The organism is Micromonospora sp. NPDC049662 (genome assembly GCF_040675055.1).
Classification (GTDB): Bacteria; Actinomycetota; Actinomycetes; order Mycobacteriales; family Micromonosporaceae; genus Micromonospora.
In genome coordinates this window covers 1-18,680 of the sequence record NZ_JBFAOC010000067.1, presented here as the reverse complement: position 1 = coordinate 18,680, position 18,680 = coordinate 1, and the positions used below count along the sequence as shown (strand labels likewise).

Below are 18,680 nucleotides of genomic sequence, written 5' to 3'. Positions count from 1 at the left end.
CGGAGTTACTTGACCGCGCCGGAGGTGAGCCCCGCCTGGATCTGCCGCTGGAACACCGCGTACACGATGATCATCGGGAGGATGGCGATGGTCAGCGCGGCGAACAGCCCGGACCAGTCGGCCTCGTAGCCGGCGTTGACCGAGATGTCGGCGATGCCCTGGGTCAGCACCCACTTGTCCTTGGCGTTGGAGAGCAGCACCAACGGAAGCTGGTACTGCGCCCACTGGCCGATGATGTTGAAGATCGCCACGCTGATCAGGCCCGGCTTCGCCATCGGCATCATGACCTGGAAGAACAGCCGGGTGTGCCCCGCGCCGTCGATCATCCCCGCCTCGGCGACCGAAGTCGGCAGCGTCTTGAAGAACGCGGCCAGGAAGAAGATCGTGAACGGCAGCGAGTAGGCGATGTAGACCAGGATGACGCCCTGGTAGGTGTCCAGCATGCCGAGCTGCTTGACCACGAAGAAGAGCGGCACCAGGGCCAGGAACACCGGGAACGCCAGCCCCGAGACGAACAGGTAGTAGATCGCCCGGTTGCCCCAGAACTTGTACCGGGCCAGCACGTACGCGGCCATCGAGCCGAGCAGCATGGTGCCGAAGGTGCTGCACGCGACCACGAAGACGCTGTTGAGGAAGTACCGGCCGACGTTCGCCTTGGTCCACGCCCGGCCGAAGTTCTCCCAGCGCAGCTCGGCCGGCAGGGTCCACGGGCTGCTGAAGATCTCGCTGGTGTTCTTGAACGCGGCGAGGAACGTCCACAGGATCGGGACGATCACGATCACCGCCCACACGGCGAGCGCGATGTGCCCGAGGCTGGCGAAGAGCCGTACCTCCGAACGGGGGCCCCTGCCCCGCCGGCCGCCGGTCGCGGACGGATCGCCGGTCTTCGGCGGTAGCGCCGCCGGCGTCGGCGGCAGCGTCGACTGCGGGTTCATCAGTACTCCACGCTTTCCCGCTTGGTGAGCCGCAGCGTCAGCGCCGCGAACGTGAGGGTGAGGAAGAACAGCGCCACGCCCATCGCGGAGGCGTAGCCGTACTTCGAGTAGACGAACGCGTTGCGGTAGATCTCCATGGCCAGGACGGTGGTGGCGCCGTCCGGGCCACCGCCGTCCACCGAGAGCACGGCCACGATGGCGAACGCGTCGAACGCCGCGATGCCCAGGTAGACCCACGCGACCTGGAGCGTGTCCCAGAGCAGCGGCAGGGTGACCCGGAAGAACAGCGTCACCTTCGTCGCCCCGTCCATCTCCGCGGCCTCGTAGATCTCGCCCGGGATGGAGGCCATCCCGGCCGAGAAGAGCACCACGTAGAAGCCGACGGCCTGCCAGACCAGCACCGCGATGATCGACCAGAGCGCCAGGTTCGGCTTGATGAGGAAGAGGATCGGCTCCAGGCCGAACTTCATCAGCACACCGTTGATCAGACCGGACTCGTTCGGCCGGTAGACCATCTGGAACAGCACCGCGATGATCGCCACCGCCAGGACCTGGGGGAAGAAGAACACCACCCGGTAGAACTTCGCCCCCCAGACCCCCTGGCGTTGACCGCCGCTGCTCTTGCCACCCACGTTGAGCAGGAAGGCGAAGAACAGCGCGATGGCGATCGTGATCAGCGGCAGGGCAAGCAGCAGTACGCCGTGGTGCTGGACCGCCTTCCAGAAGGCGCCGTCGTCGAGCAGCCTCCGGTAGTTGTCGAAGCCCACCCACTGCGGGGCGGAGAGCCCTCGCCAGTTGGTCATCGAGATCTGGAACGCCTGCGCGTACGGCCAGATCACGAATGTCACGTACAGCGTGACCGGGAGGAACAGGAACCCGACCACGAAGGGATACTTGCCGTGCCGCATGACCCTAGCTCCGATCGATCAGCGCTTGAACTTGGCGACCGAGCTGTCCTTCTTGATCGCGTCGGCGCGCTTCTGGATCCGCTCCACGAAGGCGTCCGCGTTGATCCGGCCGAACATCAGCTCGTTGGTGGCGCTGCGCGCCTCCGTGTCGAGCTCCTTGTACCAGCCGTCGAAGTACAGGTTGAACACGTCCTGACCGGCCGCCTTGAGAGCGGCCTGCGAGCTGGCCACACCGGGCGGGAAGGCGAAGCCCTCCGAACCGGCGGTGACCACGGTCGGGGCCTTGACCACCTCGGTGAAGCCCTTCGCGCCCTCCTTGGACAGCATCTGGCGCATGTACTCCAGACCGCCCTTGGGGTTCTTGCTCTTGGCCGAGACGAAGTAGCCCTCGCCCGCGGTCGCCCGCAGCGCGGTGGCCGGCAGCTTGTCCGACGCGGTGAGGCTCGGCACCGGCATGAGCTGGTAGTCGAAGCCGGCCGGGGTGTCCTTCTTCTGCTCGCCCTCCAGCCAGTCACCGCTGGGGTACAGGGCCACCTTGTACTGGTTCTGCCGCAGCTGCACGTCGGTGTGCTTGAGCCCTTCGAAGCTCTTGTCACTGAACTTCGCCCCGACCTCGGCCCACGCCGTGGCCGCCTGCTTGACCGCGTCCTGCTTCCAGGCGCCGTCCTCCAGGTTGTCGATGTTCTTCAGCACGTCGGTGCCGCCGATCTTGGCGGCCTGGGTGAGGATCACGTTCCACTGGTAGTAGGCCGCGTTCGCGCCCGCGTACCCGTACGGCGTGATGCCCTTGGCCTTGATGGCGGTGAGCAGCTTGATGAAGTCGTCCCAGGTCTTCGCCGGGGCCCAGCCGTTGTCCTTGAACAGCTTGGCCGAGTACCAGATGCCGAAGACGGTGGAGACGTAGTAGAGCACGTACGGCTTGCCGTTGAACGAGCCCGCCTCGACGGTGCCCGGCACCACGGTGTCGCGGACCTTCTTGGCCGGGTCGTCGACCGACGGGGCGTCCCACAGCTCGGTGAGGTCCTGGAGCTGACCGTCGGCGACCAGCGAGCCGAAGTCGATCAGCTTCTCGCCCGAGTTGTTGACGAACTCCGGCGGATTGCCGGACGCGAACCGCGGCTGGAGCACCGTGGAGACGGCCTGCGTGGACTGGTGCTTGATCTCCGCCTTGGGGAACGCCTTCTTGTACAGCGGCTCGTGCACGTCGGTCGCGTACTTCTCGCCGTAACCGCCGTTGAAGATGATCACCTCGATGGGAGCGTCTTCCTTGACGCCCAGCGGGTTCTTCTCGCTCTTGGTGCCCTCGGCGGCCTTCTCACTGTCCTTGTCACCGCCGCTGCTCGTCGCGCAGGCGCTGAGCAGGCCGATGGCCGGGGTGGCGAGCATGCCCACGGCGGCGGCGCGACGCAGCACCGTGCGGCGGTCGAGCGCGGCCGGGTGCTCGGGGGTAATCGACATCGTCGTCTCTCCTTGTGGAATTCGGGTCAGGCGGTACGCCGGAGACGTCCGGCGTACCGCGACTCGAGGGCGATGTTGTGCTCGTCCCCACCGGGGACGTTGGCGGAGAGGTAGATAGGGGGCACCTCTCCGGCCTGGTGGAACCGTCGTACGACCTCAGCGGTCAGCAACTGCGCCAGCAGCGCGGTGGTGACCGAGGAGACCGCACAGACCGCGCCGCCGCCCTCGAGCGGCAGCAGTGCGTCACCGTACGGCGCGCCGTTGTCCAGCACGACGTCGGCGAGGTCGGCGAGCCGTTGACCGGACGGGTGCCGTGGCGCCACCCGCGCGGTGTGCTCGACCGAGGTGACCGCGATCAACGGGTGACCGCGCTCGGTGACCAGCGCCGCCAGCTCGACCACCGAGCCGTTGATGCCGGACTGGGACGCCACCACGAACACGTCGCGCGGCTGGGGCGCCGCGAGCGCGTAGATCTGGTGGGCGATGGAGGGATCACGTTCCAGCTTCGGGTCGGCGAGCACGTCGCGTGGGGCGTCGCCGTGCACCACCAGGTCCCGTACCGAGAGCCGGTTCGTGGGGACCAGCCCGCCGGCACGCGCGACCAGCTCGGCGGCGAACGCCTCGGAGTGCCCGGCCCCGAACGCCTGGAGCACGCCGCCGGCACGCAGGCTGTCGGTGATCAGGTCGGCGGCCCGGGTGATCCCGTCGGCCTCCGAGTCGAGCAGGCGGTCGAGCACCGGCCGGACCGCGTCCGCGTACCCCTGTGCACTGATCATGAGAGGACCCCCTTGGCGGCCTTGTGTCCGTCGACGGCCTGCGCGGTACGCCGGAAGGCCGCGTGGGCGCGGTCGTGGGTGCGCTGTGCGACGGCGATGTAGAGCAGGTCGAGCACCACCAGTTGCGGGTGGCGGGCGGAGAGCGCGTCCGGCCGGAAGGTGGTCGCCTGGCTGGCCGTGAGCAGCACGATGTCGGCTAGCTCGGCCAACGGCGAGCGGGGGAAGCCGGTCAGGGCGAGGGTCGTGGCGCCCCGGCTGCCCGCCTCGGCGAGCATCTCGATGGTCTCCCGGGTCTGGCCGGTGTGCGAGATGCCGAGCGCGACGTCGCCGACGCCGAGCAGCGCGGCGCTGGCCAGCCCCTCGTGCACGTCGCTCCACGCCCAGGCGGCCACCCCGATGCGGTGCAGGCTGAACTGCATCTCCTCGCCCACCAGGGCGCTGCCGCTGGCCCCGAAGATGTTCACCCGGGTGGCGCCGGCGATCGCCACGGCGGCGCGTTCCACCTCGCCGAGGTCGAGCAGCGCGGCGGTGTCGTGCATGGCCCGCGTGTCGGCGGCCATGATCTGGTCGAGGACCCGACCGAGGGGGTCGTTCGGCTGGATCTCGCGGCCGATGTCGACGGTCCAGCCGGCCGAGCGCGCCCGCCCGGTCTCGGCGGCGATCCCGAGGCGCAGGTCGGCGTACCCCTCGAAGCCCATGGCCCGGCAGAAACGGGTGATGGTCGCCGGTGAGGTGCCGCTGCGCTCGGCCAGCTCCACGATGGTCGAGCGCGCCGCGGCCTCGGGGTCGCTGAGCACGTGCTCGGCGACCCGGCGTAGCGCTCCGGTCAGCTCGCCGAGCCCGTTGCGCACCCGGGCCAGCACCCCGTCGGAGGCCGCGCTCCTTCGGTCGATCGCGTGGGCGTCGACCACCGCGGTCCCCGCGGCGGTGTCCACCTCGTGATCAACCATGGGACGCCTCACCTTTCCGAAAAGACTGTTAACTGTTAGTGGTAAAAGTTCTTACTGAACGGCCCTCCGTGTCAAGACTGTGGGCGAAGTTTTCAAACTGTTACCTGGCGCACAGCCGTCCGGGCCCTCCCGGAGTTGCCCTCCACGGCCGTGCCGACCAGCATGAACAGGCCCGTGACCGCGCAGCGCAAGGAGGCCCGTGCCGATGTCCGACACCGTCGTGGTCGGTCTCGACGTCGGGGGTACGTCCACCCGGGCGACCGCCCTGACCCTCGCCGGCGAACGCCTCGGCACCGGCAAGGCCGGGGGTGGCAACCCCACCAGCCACGGCGCCGAACGGGCCGCCGCCGAGGTGTTGACCGCGCTGCGCGCCGCGCTCGCCGACGTCGACCCGACCCGGGTGGCCGCCGGCACCATCGGGCTGGCCGGCGCACCCCGTCTGCTCGCCGACCCCGCCGGACGCGCCGCCTTCGACTCCGCCTGGCACGACGCCGGCCTGCGCTGCCCGTACGCCGTGCACGGCGACGCCCTCGTCGCCTACGCCTCCGGCACCGCCGAGCCCAACGGGACGATCCTCATCGCCGGCACCGGCGCGATCACCGCGCAGGTCGTCGACCTGCGGCTCGACCGGGTCGCCGACGGGCACGGCTGGCTGCTCGGCGACGCCGGATCGGGCTTCTGGCTCGGCCGCGAAGCGGTCCGCCGACTCCTCGCCGACCTGGACGCCGGTCACACCCCGGGCAGGCTGGGCGCGGCCGTGCTCACCGAACTGCTGGGCAGCGCCGACGTGGCCCCCCGCCCCCGCGACACGGTGGACGCCACGATCCAGGCGGTCACCCGACGACCGCCGATCGACCTCGCCCGGCTGGCGCCGCTCGTCGTCACCGCGGCGACCGACGGCGAGCCGGTCGCCACCGCCCTGATCGCCGAAGCCGCCGCCCACCTGGCCGAGAGCGTCACCCGCATCCGCTCGGCGGAGTCGACGACGCCGGTCGTGCTCGGCGGTGGACTGCTCATCGCGGACACCCCGCTCGCCAGCGCCGTCCGCGCCGAGATCGGTCGACGCTGGCCGACGGCGCCCCTGCGTACCGCCGGCGACGGCGCGGCCGCAGCCGCCTGGCTCGCCGCCCGCGACCTACCCGAGGTCACCGACCCGGCAGCCCTACACACCCTCCTCTTCCCCACCCCCTGACCACCCGCGCCGCCACGCCGCGACGCGACCTGCCCGCACACGCGGCCCCGCCGCCACACCGTCCCGCCGCTACGCGACCGTGCCCGCACACGCCGTCCCGCCGCCACGCCGCCACACCGCTGTGCGACCGTGCCCGCACGCGCGGCCCCACCCCCTTGATCGCGCTCGAACCAGGATGTAGTGGCCTCACACCGCGAGGAGGGGACTACATCCAGGATCGAGCACGATCACCGACCCTCCAGATGCGCCTCGACGCGCTCACCCCTACGCCCGCCCCCTCCGCCCGCCCCCTCCGCCCGCGCCGCACAAGATCCGCGCACTTTCTGGGAAACTGCTGCCTCAAGACGCGCTGAGGCCGCAGTTTCCCTGTAGTTGCGCGGATCTTGACAGAGGCTGGCCGGCCCCTGGCCTCCAACCTGGTGATCAAGAGATTTGCGTCAGCAGGAGCGCGTTCCATGACGCAAACCTCTTGATCACCGAGATCGGGCGGTGGGTGGGGGTGGGGGTGGGGGTGGGGGTGGGGGGAAGGGCAGGGGGTGGGTGATCGGGATCGGTCAGGTTTGGGTGGGGAAGCCGAGGTTCACGCCACCGTGGCGCGGGTCCAGCCACCGGCTTGTGACCACCTTGCTCCGGGTGAAGAAGCGCACCCCGTCCTCGCCGTGGGCGTGCAGGTCGCCGAAGAGGGACGACTTCCAGCCGCCGAACGAGTGGTACGCCATGGGCACCGGAATGGGCACGTTGATGCCGACCATGCCGACCTCCACCTCGTGCTGGTAGCGGCGGGCCGCCCCGCCGTCGTTGGTGAAGATCGCCGTGCCGTTGCCGTACGGGCTGGCGTTGACCAGTGCCACGGCCTCGTCGTACGAGCCCACCCGTACGACGCTGAGCACCGGCCCGAAGATCTCGTCGGTGTAGATCGACATGTCCGGGGTCACCCGATCAAAAAGGGTCGGGCCGAGCCAGAAGCCGTCCGGGTCGCCGTCGGGCGTCACCTCCCGCCCGTCGACGACCGGTACCGCCCCGGCGGTCACACCCGCGTCCACATAGGACCGCACCCGCTCGGCGTGCGCGGCGCTGACCAGCGGCCCCATGTCGCAGCCCCGCCGGCCGTCACCGGTGCGCAGCCCGGCCATCCGGGCGGCGATCCGCTCCACGAGGGCGTCCGCGACCGGCTCCACCGCCACCAGCACGGAGATGGCCATGCACCGCTCCCCCGCCGAGCCGAACCCGGCGTTGACCGCCGCGTCGGCCGCCAGGTCCAGGTCGGCGTCGGGGAGCACCACCAGGTGGTTCTTGGCCCCACCGAGCGCCTGCACCCGCTTACCGGCGGCGGTGCCGCGTTGGTAGACGTGCCGGGCGATCGGGGTGGAGCCGACGAACGACACCGCGCGCACCTCGGGATGGTCCAGCAGCGCGTCGACCGCCTCGGCGTCACCGTTGACCACGTTGAACACCCCGTCCGGCAGGCCGGCCTCGGCGAACCACTCGGCCAGCAGCAGCGCCGCGCTCGGGTCCTTCTCGCTCGGCTTGAGCACCACCGCGTTCCCGCAGGCCACCGCCACCGGCACGAACCACAGCGGCACCATCACCGGGAAGTTGAACGGCGAGATCACCGCCACCACGCCGACCGGCTGCCGGATCGTGTACGAGTCGACCTCGGTGGACACGTTCTCGCTGAACGCGCCGCGCAGCGCCGCGGGCATTCCGCACGCGTACTCGATGACCTCCAGGCCGCGCTGCACCTCGCCGGCGGCGTCGGCGAGCACCTTGCCGTGCTCGGCGGTGATCACCTCGGCGAGCCGGTCCCGGCGGGCGTGCACCAACTCCCGGAAGGCGAACAGCACGGCGGACCGCCGGGCCAGCGACGCGTCGCGCCAGGTGCGGGCCGCCTGGGCGGCGGCCCGCACCGCGACGTCCACGTCCGCGGTCGAGGCCAGCTCGACCTCGGCGGTACGACGACCCGTGGCCGGATCGAAGACGTCACCCCGTCGCTCGGACGTGCCGCCGACCCGCTTGCCGTCGACGAAGTGGCCGATGCTCACGCCGCCCAGACCGCCCGTGCTCACCCCGCCCAGACCGCCCGTGCTCACCCCGCCCAGACCGCCGGTGCTCACGCCACCCAGACCGCCGGTGCTCATGCCGCCCAGACCGCCGGTGCTCATGCCGTCACCTCCGTCGACGAGCGGATCGCGTCGACCAGGATCGCCAGGCCCTCGCGGGCCTCGTCCTCGGTGAGCGTCAACGGTGGACCCATCCGCAGCACGTTGCCGTAGAGCCCGCCCTTTCCGGTGAGCAGACCACGGTCGCGGCACGCCTCGAAGACCCGGTTGGTCAACGCCGGATCCGGCTCGCCGCTGCCCGGCCGGACGAACTCGACGCCCAGCATGAGCCCCTTTCCGCGTACCTCGGCGACGCAGTCGAGGCCGCCCACGGCGGACCGCAGGCCGTCGGCGAGGATCGCGCCGACGCGGGCCGCGTTCGCCTGGAGGTCGTGCGCCACCAGGTAGTCGAGCACCGCGTTGCCGGCCGCCGTCGAGATCGGGTTGCCGCCGAAGGTGGAGAAGCTGATCCCCGGCACCGCCTCGAGCACCTCGGCCCGGCCGACCACCCCGGCCAGGGCGAAACCGTTGCCGATGCCCTTGGCGAAGGTGAGCAGGTCCGGGGTCACACCGTGGGCCTGGTAGCCCCAGAAGTGCTCCCCGGTACGCCCCCAGCCGGTCTGCACCTCGTCGGCGATGAACAGGATGCCGTGCTCGTCGAGGACCTTCTTCCAGGCGGCGAAGAGCCCGTCCGGTGGGTGCACGAACCCGCCCACGCCCTGGATCGGCTCGGCGATCAACGCGGCCACGTCGCCGGACGTCTGGGTGGCCAGCACCTCGCGCAGATCCTCCACGGCCGCGTCGAGGCGCTCGTCGGCGCTCAACCGGGCCAGCAGGCCGCGTACCCGGTCACCGGAGTGCAGCCAGGCCACCTGCAACGGGTTGAGCGCGCTGGCCGACCAGGTGCGGTTGCCGGTGACGCCCATCGCCGCGTACGACCGGCCGTGGTAGCTGTTGCGCACCGCCAGGACCTGGTGCGAGCGGCGGTAATTGGTGGCGACCAGCAACGCCGCCTCGTTCGCCTCGGTGCCCGAGTTGGTGAAGAACACCCGGGCGTCCGGGATAGCGGAGCGCTGGGCGATCTTCTCGGCCAGCTCGACCTGCTGACGGATCAGGTAGAGCGTCGAGGTGTGCACGATGCCGGTGGCGAGCTGCCGCTCGACGGCCTCCCGGATCTCCGGGATGTCGTACCCGATCATGTTGGTCAGCACGCCGCCGAAGAAGTCCAGGTAGCTGCGGCCCTGCGCGTCGGTGACCCGGCGGCCGGAGCCGGAGACCAGCTCGATCGGCTCGGCGTAGTACAGCGGCATCCAGGGTGGGAGAACGGCCCGGTGCCGGGCCAGCAGGTCGTCGGTCATCGTGGCACCCTTCAGCGGCGTTCGTGGATACCGCACGCTCCCACCGGCGGCGAGCGCGGACAACTGGCAGGGTGTAGCGCAGAGCGGGTACGACCTGACAGGTACGTCCGCCGTCGCGCGGCCGACTGTCCGGGCTGGCCCGTGCCCGGCTCAGGACCCGCGCGGACGCGGCGGCAGGTGCAGGGCGGTGGCGACCACCGCGAAGGCCAACCAGCCCGCCCCCAGCGCGCCGGCCGACGAGACGTCCTGGACGTAGTGGTACGCGGTGAGGAAGCCGACGAGCGCGAGGCTGTTGCGGGCGAAGTGCCCGCTGAACTCGGACAACTGGTGTCGGGCCTCGACGGCGACCAACACCCCCGAGTACGGGAACGTCACCACCATGCCCCGCAGCACCGCGCCGAGCAACGCGGTGAGGATCGCCCCGACGAGGATGACCACCAGCTTGAGCAGCGCCGGCAGTCCGGCGGCACGCCCTCCTGCGGCTGCCTCGTCGGCGGCGACGGTGGGCGGGCGGGCGCGACGGCGACGCAGCAGCATGGCCGCCAGCCAGAGCGCGACCGTGCCGGCGAGGGCCGCCTCGAACGGGATGTGGACGGCCACCAGGCCGGCGCTCAACGCCACGTACGCGGCGATCCCCGCGCCGTCGGCGAGCAGGATGGGCCAGCGCAGCCGCTGGTAGGTGACCGCCACGATGCCGAAGAAGAGGTTCAGCCCCAGCACACCGAGCACCTGCGCGCCGTCCACGCCGTAGGGGGTGCTGACCAGGGCGAGCGTCATCGGCAACGGGAGGCTGTAGACCAACGCGCGGAGCCGCACCGAGCGGATCACGCTGACCGCCCAGACGACGGCCGTCACCAGCAGGACCGCGCTCCACGTCATGGGGTCGCCGTCGTGTCCTCGAAGGTCGCCGCGCCCACGCAGGCGTCGAACACGCGGGTGAGACGCTCGACGTCCGTGCGGTTGACCGAGAACTGGTTCTCACCGATCTCACCGTGGGCGGTCATCCGGGCCTCCCAGCAGCTCACGGAGTCCCAGAGCGTCAGGTTGACAAGGAGGTGCGGACCCACCGCGCCGAAGGGCAGCAGGCCCACCCGGGCCCCGGCCGCGCGTTGCCGGCCGACCAGGTCGGACAGCTCGTCGGTCAACGTGGCGTACACGAAGACCCGGGTGATCCGGACGCCGCGTCGCAGGGCATCGACGTTCGCCTCCCAGTAGCGGCGGCCGATCTCGCCACGCCACCAGCTCAGCTCCCCGCTCGCCCGGGGCATCACGTTCGTCAACGCGTCCAGCCGGTGCGCGCAGGTGCGGGTAGCGCCGACCAGATCCTCGTCCTCGTCGCCGCGCCGGATGATCCGCCCCTGCGCGAGATGCTCGGCCTCCAGCCGGAACTGCTCGTAGCGTCGCTGCGCCTCCACCGCCACCCGGGTGCCCGCGTGCTGTTCGGCCGCCGCGCGCATCGCGGCGGCCACCTCCGTGGTGGTGTGGACGAGCCACGGCGGGCCGTCCAGCAACGTCCGTAGGTGAAACCGGCGCTCCGCGCGGGCCAGCGAGTCCACCAGCAGCGAGATGGTGATGCCCATCAGGCCGGCCAGCAGCGACTCCACCCCGGAGGCCGCGTTGGTGAGGTCGAGCAGGACGCTGAGGCTGATCGACAGTGTGATGCCGACCAACGCCACCGGGTCGGTGTGCGCCACCAGCCGGAGGAAACCGCCCGCGGAGGTGCCGCCCCATCCCCGCCGACGCGCACCGTCACGGGTCATCGGAGTCCCCCCTCAGCCGCTGCCGCCAGCGTAAACAGCGGCTACAACCGCGGACGCCGCCGCGGCGGCCGGTAGCATCCGGCAGGTGCAGGAAGCGGAGACGGTCCCCTCGGCAGGTTCGGCCGCCGAGCGGATCATGCCCGACGTCGAGGCCTGGGTCTGCTCCACCGCGCTGCGCGGCCTGGTACGGAACTTCGGCGGCGACTGGCCCACCGGCGACCTCGCCGAGGTACTGCGGTTCCTGGACGACTTCTCCGCCCGCCACTGGGACTTCCGGGGCGGGCGGGAACGACCCGACGCGCGCGAGCCGGACCTCGATCCGGCCACCGCGACGCTGGTCCTCGACGCGGCCGCCGCGCTCGGGCTCGTCCACCCGGTACCGCCGGCCCGGTCGGCGTACGCCCATCTGGTCGTGCTCGGCGGCCTGGCGCACGCCTGCGTGCGGCGCGTCGGGTACGCGGCGCACCTGCTGCGCGCCGGCCTGACGGTACGGGGCGAGGTCGCCGTGCTGGGCAGCTTCCGCCCACTGTCCGAGTGGGAACGGGCCACCCTCGCCGACGCGGGTCTGCCGGCCGACGAGACCGAGGTCGACGTGCTGGACACCGCCGTCCGGCGGGTGTTCGGGGTGGCCGCACCGGCGGAGCAGGCCGGTGTCGACGCCGGCCACCCCCACCACTCCTGGTCGTCGCGGACCTACCGGCCGGCAGGCCTGCCACCGGTACGGGTGCTGGCCGCGCCGTCCAGCGAACCGGACCGGCGGCGGGCGCACACCGCCGACACCCAGCGGTTCTGGGCCGGGCACGTCCGGCTCGCGCCGGGCGACGAGGTGCTGACGGTCACCGCGCCCATCTACGTGCCGTTCCAGCACTGCGACGCGCTGCGCACCCTGGCCCTGCCCTACGGCTGCGACATCGACACGGTCGGGGTGGATCCGGCGGTGGCCGACGTGGCGGTGCTACCCGAGCAGACCCTCACACCGGGCCGCTACCTCCAGGAGATCCGCTCGGCGATCCGCTCGATGCGCGCCCTGCACGAGAGCCTGGTCGCCCAGCGGTGACCCGACCGACCTGCCTCATCATCCTGTTGCCCGCCGGGTCACCCCGTCGCGGATTCGGCGGGTGCGGCACGCCCGGTGGTCGTGGCCGGCGCGAGGCGGCGGTGCCGCGGTAGCACGACGCCGGCGGCGGTGGCCGCGAAGGCGAGCGCGGCGGAGACGCCCATCGCCGGGACGTAGCCGTCGCTGAACACGCCAGCGGTGGCGTAGCCGCCGGCCGTGGCGAAGACGGCACCGGTGAGGGCGACCCCGAACGCGCCGCCGAACTGCCGGAGGGTGCTGAAGGTGCCCGATGCCCGGCCGATGTCCTGCGGCGCGACACGGCTGACGACCGATTTGGTGACGGCGGGAAGGGCCAGCGAGAACCCGAGGCCACCGACGGTCATCGCCACGGCGGTCGTGGCGTAGCCGATGCCGGGCTCGGAGATCAGCGCGATCCAACCCATGCCGACGCCGAGCAGGAGAGTGCCGGCGATGACCAGCGCCCGTTCGCCGATTCGATCGGTGAGCGCGCCCGCCCGTGGCGCGATCAGGAACGGTGCGATGCCCCACGGCAACAGCCGCAAGCCGGCCTGTACCGCGCCGTGGCCGAGGGCGACCTGCTGGAACTGAGCGGTGAAGAAGATCGCGCTGGTCAGCGACGCGTTGATGAAGAACACTGCGGCGTTGCCGGCGGAGAAGGCCGGTGAGCGGAACAACCCCATCGGCAGCATCGGGGCGGGGGTCTTCAACTCCCTGACGACGAACAGGCCACCGAGCACGATCCCGCCGACCAGCGTCGACCGGGTCTCGGCGCTGCTCCATCCGGCCGCGTTGCCGCGTACCAGCGCCCAGGTGACGCCCAGCGCCGACGCGGCGGCCAGGGCCAGACCCGGGAGATCGAGTGTGCCGCCGGGCCCGCGGGCCTCGACGATCCGGCCGAGCACCAGCGGTATCGCGATGAGTGTGAGCGGAACGTTCAGCCAGAAGATCCACTGCCAGGCGAGGTTCTGGGAGATGACGCCGCCCAGAACCGGTCCGGCGATCGCGGCGAGCCCGGTGACGCTGCCGTAGACGCCCGTCGCCCAGCCACGCCGCTCGGGCGGGAAGGCGCCGTTGAGCACGCCCAGCGCGACCGGCATGATCATCGCCGCTCCGGCCCCCTGCACCACCCGCGCCGTGATCAGCGGGCCCGCCTGGGTGGACAGCGCGCACGCGGCCGAGGCCACGGCGAACAGGCCCAGCCCGATCGCGAACATTCGACGCCGCCCGTAGCGGTCGCCCAGCGCCGAGCCGGTCATCAGCAGGACCGCGAAGCTGAGCGTGTAGGCGTTGACGGTCCACTCGAGCTCTTCGAGCGAAGCGCCGAGGTCTCGCTGAACGGCGGGCAGCGCGGTCGCCACCACCAGCATGTCCAGCACCACGACGAACGATGCCAGTGAGCTGAGGGCCAGAGCCCACCGCTGTGCCGGCGTGGAGCGCGTTCTTGTTCCTGCCTTGTCCACGTTCTTCTCCAGAGTTGTTCGGGGTGTTCCGCCTCGCTGTCAGGGGCGGACGAGGCGCAGCGGTCAGGCCGCGGGGCAGTCGTGGTACGCCTCGACGAGCCATCGCCCGGAACGACCGGACAGGACCCACGTGGCGATCGACCAGCGCTCGTCGCCTGGCTCGTTCTCGCCGACGGCGATGGTCACGCTGCGGCTGACCACGATCGCGGTGACGTCGTCGAGGAACCGCACGCCCCGCACACGATGGACGCGCCGGGTGCCCTTGAGCTGGTCGGCGAACGCCGCCGCCATCGCGGTTCGGAGCACCGCCTTGCTCAGCAGGGCCACCCCGGGCAGTACCGCGGTCGCGTCGTCGGCATAGTGGGCGACGAAAGCGGCCACGTCGTTGTCGACCCACGCGGCCGAGACGGCGTCGATCACCGCTCGCACCGGTTGCTCCGCGGTGTCCGGGCTCGTCGTGGAAGTCATCGGTCGTCCTCTCCTCGGTGTGGGAGGTGCCTCGGGTGACCTGGGGACCAGGCGGATTCGGCAGCTCACCGGTCAGGAATGGAGACTCGGTGGAGGGATCGGACTGGTCGGCCGCCGACGGCGACGTGGGCTTGGCCACACCGCAGCCGCAGCCGATCAGTTCCCGACGGATCGCGGGTCCTTACCAAGACAGGTCAGACCGCAGACGGGTGGAGTGACACATGACCCAGGCAGCGCAGGCTCCGGCGCAGGGGACGGGCGACGAGGAGTTCTCCCGACTCACCGAGCCGTTCCGCCGCGAACTTCTGGCGCACTGCTACCGCATGCTGGGCTCGACGCACGACGCCCAGGACGTCGTCCAGGAGACCTACCTGCGGGCCTGGCGCGGCTTCGCCGGTTTCGAGGGTCGATCGTCGCTGCGGGTCTGGCTGTACCGCATCGCCACCAGCGCCTGCCTCACCACACTGAAGCACCGCAGTCGACGGGTCCTGCCCTCCGGGCTGGGCCCGTCGGGCGACCCGGACCAGCCGTTGACGGTGGCCGGCCCCGACGTCGCCTGGGTCCATCCGCTGCCGGAGGCGGAACTGCCCGGCGCGGATCCCGCCACGATCGTCACCACCCGCAGCAGCGTCCGGCTCGCCCTGGTGGCGGCTCTGCAATATCTTCCGGCCCGACAGCGGGCCGTGCTGATCCTGCGCGACGTGCTCGCCTGGCACGCCTCCGAGGTCGCCGACCTGCTCGACACCACTACCGACGCGGTCAACAGCGCGCTCGCGCGGGCCCGCGCGCACCTGGCTCGCACCGGCCTTACCGAGGACATGTTCACCGAACCGGTCGATCCGGCCGACCGGCTGCTGCTCGACCGGTACGCACGGGCCTTCCAGAACGCGGACACGGCGGCACTGCTACAGGTGTTACGCGAGGACGTCACGATGGAGATGCCGCCACACCTCACCTGGTTCGCCGGACGCGACGCTGTCACTCGCTTCCTCGCCACGACCGTGTTCGGCCGCGCCGGCACGGTCCGCACAATTCCGGCGAGGGCCAACGGTCAGCCGGCGCTCGCCACGTACACCCGGAGCACCGCAGGGCTCTACCACCCGCACAGCCTCCAGGTGCTCACCCCCACCCGAACAGGCGTCTCCCGGATCGTCTCCTTCCACGACCCGAGCCTCTTCGCACCCTGCGGTCTCCCGCCGTGTGTCGACGAGACCGGCCGACCCGTCGCAGGACGGTAGTCCCGCCGGGCCGAGCATCCGTGGGAGGAGAAGCCGCCGGACCCTACGCCCCGGCGGTGTCGGCGACGGCCTGGGCGAAGACCTCGGAGCGGTGCTCGAAGTTGCGGAACCGGCCGTAGCTCGGGGCGGCCGGCGACAGCAGCACCACCCCGCCGGTCGGGGTGACCTCCCGGGACAGTCGCACCGCTTCCACCAGGTCGTCGACCAGTTCCGTGCGCACCTTCGGCAGGTTGGCCAGCGCCTCGACGATCCGCGCGCCGCTGTCCGGGATGCCGATGACGGTCAGCTCGCGCTCGGCCAGGTGCTCGGCCAACGGGGTGTAGTCCAGCCCTCGGTCGTTGCCGCCGACGATCACCGTCAAGGGCCGCCCGTCGTACGCGTCGATGGCGTGCATGGCCGCGTACGGGCTGGTGGCCAGCGTGTCGTCGACGAAGGTCAACCCGGACGGGTCGGTGATCTCGGTGAGCCGGTGGGCCAGCCCCTGGAACTCGGCGACGGCGACGGCGAGGTGGTCCTTGGCCGCCACCACGTCGACACCGAGCGCGTCGAGCACGGCGAGCGCGACGCAGAGGTTGCCCTCGTTGTGCCGGCCCACCAGGGGCAGCACGGCACGCGGGAAGAGTGGGTGGTCACCGAGGTGGAACCAGGGCGTGCCGTCCGCGCCGGTGGCGACGTGGGTGGTGTCGGGCCGGCCGGCCCGGGTCGCGGGCAGGTCACCCAGCTCGGCGGCGAGCCGCGGGTCGCCGCCGTTGACCACGATCGTCTGCGGGTCGTGGGCGAGCAGGTTGAGCTTGTCGCGGTAGTACTCCCGCTCGCCGCCGTGCGCGTCCAGGTGCTCGGGGAACAGCGCGGTGACCACGGCGACCCGGGGCGAGTCGGTGAGGTCGCTGCACTGGTAGCTGGACAGTTCCAACACGTACAGCTCGGCGTCGGGCAGGTCGAGCGTGGGCACCCCGATGTTGCCGCCGAAGACGTTGGGTCGGCCCATCGCGGTGAGCAGATGGCTGATCAGGCTGGAGGTGGTGCTCTTGCCCTTGCTGCCGGTGACCCCGACGGTGCGGGCGGCGTGGTCGGCCATCCACAGGGCGGTGCCCTGGGTCACCGGGACGCCACGTCGCCGCAGCTCGACCAGCCACGGGTGGGTCTGCGGCACCCCCGGCGAGCGGACCACCACGTCGGCTGCGGTCAGCCGGGCGAACCCCGCCTCGCCGGTCACCAGGGGGGCCGCCTCGGCCAGCGGACCTTCCCACGGCAGCGACAGGAAGTTGGCGCTGTCGTCGACGGCGACCAGATCGGCGGGGCCGTGCGCCGCGATGGCGGTCACAGCAGCCCGGCCCTCCCGACCGGCGCCCCAGACGGCGACGGTACGTCCGCGCAGGTCAGACAGGCGCACGGGGCTCTCCTCGGGGGTCACGGCGGCGGCTGGCGGGGCCCGGTCCGGACACGGCCGGACGAACCAGGGCCTAGTATGGCGTGTGCCCAACGAGCAGCTCCGGCGGATGGACGCCTTCACCTTCCCGTCCTACTCGATCGACTTCGCCACCGGCGAGGTGTTGTTCGACTACGCGCTGACCGGCCCGGCCGGTGAGCAGCGGTTCACCGAGGTGATCACACTTCCGCTGCCGGCGGAGCCGCCGTCGGACGAGACGGTGGCGACCCTCGACCGGGTGCTGGAGGTGCTGCACCTCGTCGCCGGGGTCAGCTACTACAAGGCCGCCGCGCCTCCCCGGCTGGTGCTGCCGGCGCCGCTGGGCGCGGCCACCGTCGACTACGTCACGGCCGTCTACACCAAGGGCCTCGCCGAGTACGCGTACCGCAACGAGCTGCCGTACGTGCTGGAACTGCGTCCGGAGGTGCCGGCCGGCTCACCGGAGTCGCCGCGCGTCTACGACAACTCCGACCGTCGCCCGCTCTCGGCCGTCGGCGGCGGCAAGGACTCGATTGTGAGCTTGGAGGCGCTGCGCCGCGCCGAACTGGACCCGGTGCCGTTCTCGGTGAACCCGAACCACGTGATCGTCGCGGTGAACGAGGCGTCCGGGCTGACCGCGCTCGCCGCCCGTCGACGGATCGACCCGGTGCTGTTCGACCTCAATGCCAGCGGGGCGTTGAACGGCCACATCCCGGTCACCGCCATCAACTCCCTGATCGCGGTGGCGACCGCTGTGCTGCACGGGCTGGGCCCGGTGGTGATGTCCAACGAGCGCTCGGCGTCCGACCCGAACCTGATCTGGAACGGTCACGAGATCAACCACCAGTGGTCCAAGGGCGTGGAGGCCGAGGGGCTGCTGCGGGGGGCGCTGGCGGAGCACGCCGGGCTCACCGAGCCGTACTTCTCCCTACTGCGGTCGCTGTCGGAGCTGCACATCGCCCGGCTGTTCGCCGAGTTCACCCGGTACGACGACGTGGTGACCAGCTGCAACGCCGCCTTCAAGCTGCGTGACGCGTCCGAGCGCTGGTGCCGCAACTGCCCGAAGTGCCGGTTCGTCTTCCTGGCCATGGCGCCGTTCATGCCCCGGGAGCGGGTCACCCACATCTTCGGCGGGGACCTGCTCGCCGACCCGGACCAGATTCCCGGCTACCGGGAGCTGCTGGGCGTGGACGGGCACAAGCCGTTCGAGTGCGTGGGCGAGGTCGAGGAGTCGGTGGTGGCCCTCGGCCTGCTCGCCGAGCAGGACCAGTGGCGCGACGCCCCGGTGATCAAGGCCCTGGTGGAGGCGGTCCCCGCCACAGCCTGGTCCGCAGTGGCGCACACGGACGTCTTCACCCCCGGCGGCCCCAACCACATCCCCCCAACCTACGCAAAAGCCCTAACCGCCCTCTCCTAACCCACCCACCCCCACCCCACCCCCACCCCCACCCTCCCCCACCCGGCCTCCGCGCGGGCGCTCCGCCCCACTCCGCCTACTCCCGTTGATCAAGAGGTTTGCGTCAGGAACGCCGGCTTTCCTGACGCGAACCTCTTGATCAACAGGGCTGAGAGGGGGTGGGGTGGGGTGGGGT

General features: G+C 71.4%; 16 protein-coding genes. 4 read left to right on the top strand and 12 right to left on the bottom strand.

The window, feature by feature from the left end:
* Window positions 1-5: 5 nt before the first annotated feature.
* Genes AB0J36_RS30135 through AB0J36_RS30115 form a run of 5 tightly spaced genes read right to left on the bottom strand, consistent with a single transcriptional unit; the run spans window position 6 to window position 5,027 of the window.
* Window positions 6-935 (bottom strand): carbohydrate ABC transporter permease, encoded by a 930-nt coding sequence (locus AB0J36_RS30135; RefSeq protein WP_357128193.1) that lies wholly within the window; start codon window positions 933-935, stop codon window positions 6-8.
* Window positions 935-1,843, bottom strand: coding sequence for a sugar ABC transporter permease (locus tag AB0J36_RS30130; protein WP_357128190.1), 909 nt, complete (start codon window positions 1,841-1,843; stop codon window positions 935-937). The genes AB0J36_RS30135 and AB0J36_RS30130 overlap by 1 nt, the downstream gene beginning before the upstream one ends.
* Window positions 1,844-1,861: 18 nt before the next feature.
* A complete protein-coding gene (ngcE, locus tag AB0J36_RS30125; RefSeq protein WP_357128186.1) occupies window positions 1,862-3,301 on the bottom strand; it encodes an N-acetylglucosamine/diacetylchitobiose ABC transporter substrate-binding protein in 1,440 nt (479 codons plus the stop codon).
* A 26-nt stretch (window positions 3,302-3,327) separates the two neighbouring features.
* Window positions 3,328-4,077, bottom strand: coding sequence for an SIS domain-containing protein (locus tag AB0J36_RS30120; RefSeq protein WP_355052754.1), 750 nt, complete (start codon window positions 4,075-4,077; stop codon window positions 3,328-3,330).
* Window positions 4,074-5,027, bottom strand: coding sequence for a MurR/RpiR family transcriptional regulator (locus AB0J36_RS30115; protein WP_357128182.1), 954 nt, complete (start codon window positions 5,025-5,027; stop codon window positions 4,074-4,076). The genes AB0J36_RS30120 and AB0J36_RS30115 overlap by 4 nt, the downstream gene beginning before the upstream one ends.
* A gap of 205 nt (window positions 5,028-5,232) precedes the next feature.
* On the opposite strand from AB0J36_RS30115, the gene AB0J36_RS30110 reads away from it, so the two are divergent.
* A complete protein-coding gene (locus tag AB0J36_RS30110) occupies window positions 5,233-6,219 on the top strand; it encodes a BadF/BadG/BcrA/BcrD ATPase family protein (protein ID WP_357396685.1) in 987 nt (328 codons plus the stop codon).
* A gap of 554 nt (window positions 6,220-6,773) precedes the next feature.
* Here the strand turns inward: AB0J36_RS30110 and AB0J36_RS30105 are convergent.
* The 4 genes from AB0J36_RS30105 to AB0J36_RS30090 form a co-directional block, all read right to left on the bottom strand.
* The gene (locus tag AB0J36_RS30105) at window positions 6,774-8,261 is read right to left on the bottom strand and encodes a CoA-acylating methylmalonate-semialdehyde dehydrogenase (RefSeq protein WP_357128580.1); all 1,488 of its coding nucleotides are present in this window, start codon (window positions 8,259-8,261) and stop codon (window positions 6,774-6,776) included.
* A gap of 116 nt (window positions 8,262-8,377) precedes the next feature.
* Complete coding sequence (locus AB0J36_RS30100) at window positions 8,378-9,676, bottom strand: aspartate aminotransferase family protein (RefSeq protein WP_357396682.1); 1,299 nt, start codon at window positions 9,674-9,676, stop codon at window positions 8,378-8,380.
* A 150-nt stretch (window positions 9,677-9,826) separates the two neighbouring features.
* A complete protein-coding gene (locus AB0J36_RS30095; protein WP_357128174.1) occupies window positions 9,827-10,555 on the bottom strand; it encodes a hypothetical protein in 729 nt (242 codons plus the stop codon).
* Window positions 10,552-11,436 (bottom strand): hypothetical protein, encoded by an 885-nt coding sequence (locus AB0J36_RS30090; RefSeq protein WP_357128171.1) that lies wholly within the window; start codon window positions 11,434-11,436, stop codon window positions 10,552-10,554. The genes AB0J36_RS30095 and AB0J36_RS30090 overlap by 4 nt, the downstream gene beginning before the upstream one ends.
* 85 nt (window positions 11,437-11,521) lie before the next feature.
* Between AB0J36_RS30090 and AB0J36_RS30085 the strand changes: the two genes are divergently transcribed.
* Window positions 11,522-12,493, top strand: coding sequence for a hypothetical protein (locus AB0J36_RS30085; RefSeq protein ID WP_357396679.1), 972 nt, complete (start codon window positions 11,522-11,524; stop codon window positions 12,491-12,493).
* A 38-nt stretch (window positions 12,494-12,531) separates the two neighbouring features.
* On the opposite strand, the gene AB0J36_RS30080 is transcribed toward AB0J36_RS30085, so the two are convergent.
* Complete coding sequence (locus AB0J36_RS30080; protein WP_357128165.1) at window positions 12,532-13,974, bottom strand: MFS transporter; 1,443 nt, start codon at window positions 13,972-13,974, stop codon at window positions 12,532-12,534.
* Between the two features lie 63 nt (window positions 13,975-14,037).
* The gene (locus AB0J36_RS30075) at window positions 14,038-14,442 is read right to left on the bottom strand and encodes an SgcJ/EcaC family oxidoreductase (protein WP_357128162.1); all 405 of its coding nucleotides are present in this window, start codon (window positions 14,440-14,442) and stop codon (window positions 14,038-14,040) included.
* 221 nt (window positions 14,443-14,663) lie between these two features.
* On the opposite strand from AB0J36_RS30075, the gene AB0J36_RS30070 reads away from it, so the two are divergent.
* Window positions 14,664-15,680, top strand: a complete 1,017-nt coding sequence (locus AB0J36_RS30070; protein WP_357128159.1) for a sigma-70 family RNA polymerase sigma factor — start codon at window positions 14,664-14,666, stop codon at window positions 15,678-15,680.
* A gap of 43 nt (window positions 15,681-15,723) precedes the next feature.
* Here AB0J36_RS30070 and murD read toward each other — a convergent pair whose 3' ends face one another.
* Entirely contained in the window at window positions 15,724-17,073 is a 1,350-nt protein-coding gene (gene murD / locus AB0J36_RS30065; RefSeq protein ID WP_357170923.1) for a UDP-N-acetylmuramoyl-L-alanine--D-glutamate ligase, read from the bottom strand.
* A gap of 82 nt (window positions 17,074-17,155) precedes the next feature.
* Between murD and AB0J36_RS30060 the strand changes: the two genes are divergently transcribed.
* Window positions 17,156-18,505 carry a hypothetical protein gene (locus AB0J36_RS30060; protein ID WP_357128153.1) on the top strand — a complete coding sequence of 450 codons (1,350 nt, stop codon included), beginning with the start codon at window positions 17,156-17,158 and terminating at the stop codon, window positions 18,503-18,505.
* Window positions 18,506-18,680: the final 175 nt, after the last annotated feature.

Excerpts from the sequence above, each read along its gene's own strand:
- AB0J36_RS30075 (WP_357128162.1), bottom strand. The coding sequence starts at position 14,442 with ATGACTTCCACGACGAGCCCGGACACCGCGGAGCAACCGGTGCGAGCG.
- AB0J36_RS30115 (WP_357128182.1), bottom strand. The coding sequence starts at position 5,027 with ATGGTTGATCACGAGGTGGACACCGCCGCGGGGACCGCGGTGGTCGAC.
- AB0J36_RS30120 (WP_355052754.1), bottom strand. The coding sequence starts at position 4,077 with ATGATCAGTGCACAGGGGTACGCGGACGCGGTCCGGCCGGTGCTCGAC.
- AB0J36_RS30135 (WP_357128193.1), bottom strand. The coding sequence starts at position 935 with ATGAACCCGCAGTCGACGCTGCCGCCGACGCCGGCGGCGCTACCGCCG.
- AB0J36_RS30110 (WP_357396685.1), top strand. The coding sequence starts at position 5,233 with ATGTCCGACACCGTCGTGGTCGGTCTCGACGTCGGGGGTACGTCCACC.
- ngcE (WP_357128186.1), bottom strand. The coding sequence starts at position 3,301 with ATGTCGATTACCCCCGAGCACCCGGCCGCGCTCGACCGCCGCACGGTG.
- AB0J36_RS30100 (WP_357396682.1), bottom strand. The coding sequence starts at position 9,676 with ATGACCGACGACCTGCTGGCCCGGCACCGGGCCGTTCTCCCACCCTGG.
- AB0J36_RS30130 (WP_357128190.1), bottom strand. The coding sequence starts at position 1,843 with ATGCGGCACGGCAAGTATCCCTTCGTGGTCGGGTTCCTGTTCCTCCCG.
- AB0J36_RS30070 (WP_357128159.1), top strand. The coding sequence starts at position 14,664 with ATGACCCAGGCAGCGCAGGCTCCGGCGCAGGGGACGGGCGACGAGGAG.
- AB0J36_RS30090 (WP_357128171.1), bottom strand. The coding sequence starts at position 11,436 with ATGACCCGTGACGGTGCGCGTCGGCGGGGATGGGGCGGCACCTCCGCG.
- AB0J36_RS30095 (WP_357128174.1), bottom strand. The coding sequence starts at position 10,555 with ATGACGTGGAGCGCGGTCCTGCTGGTGACGGCCGTCGTCTGGGCGGTC.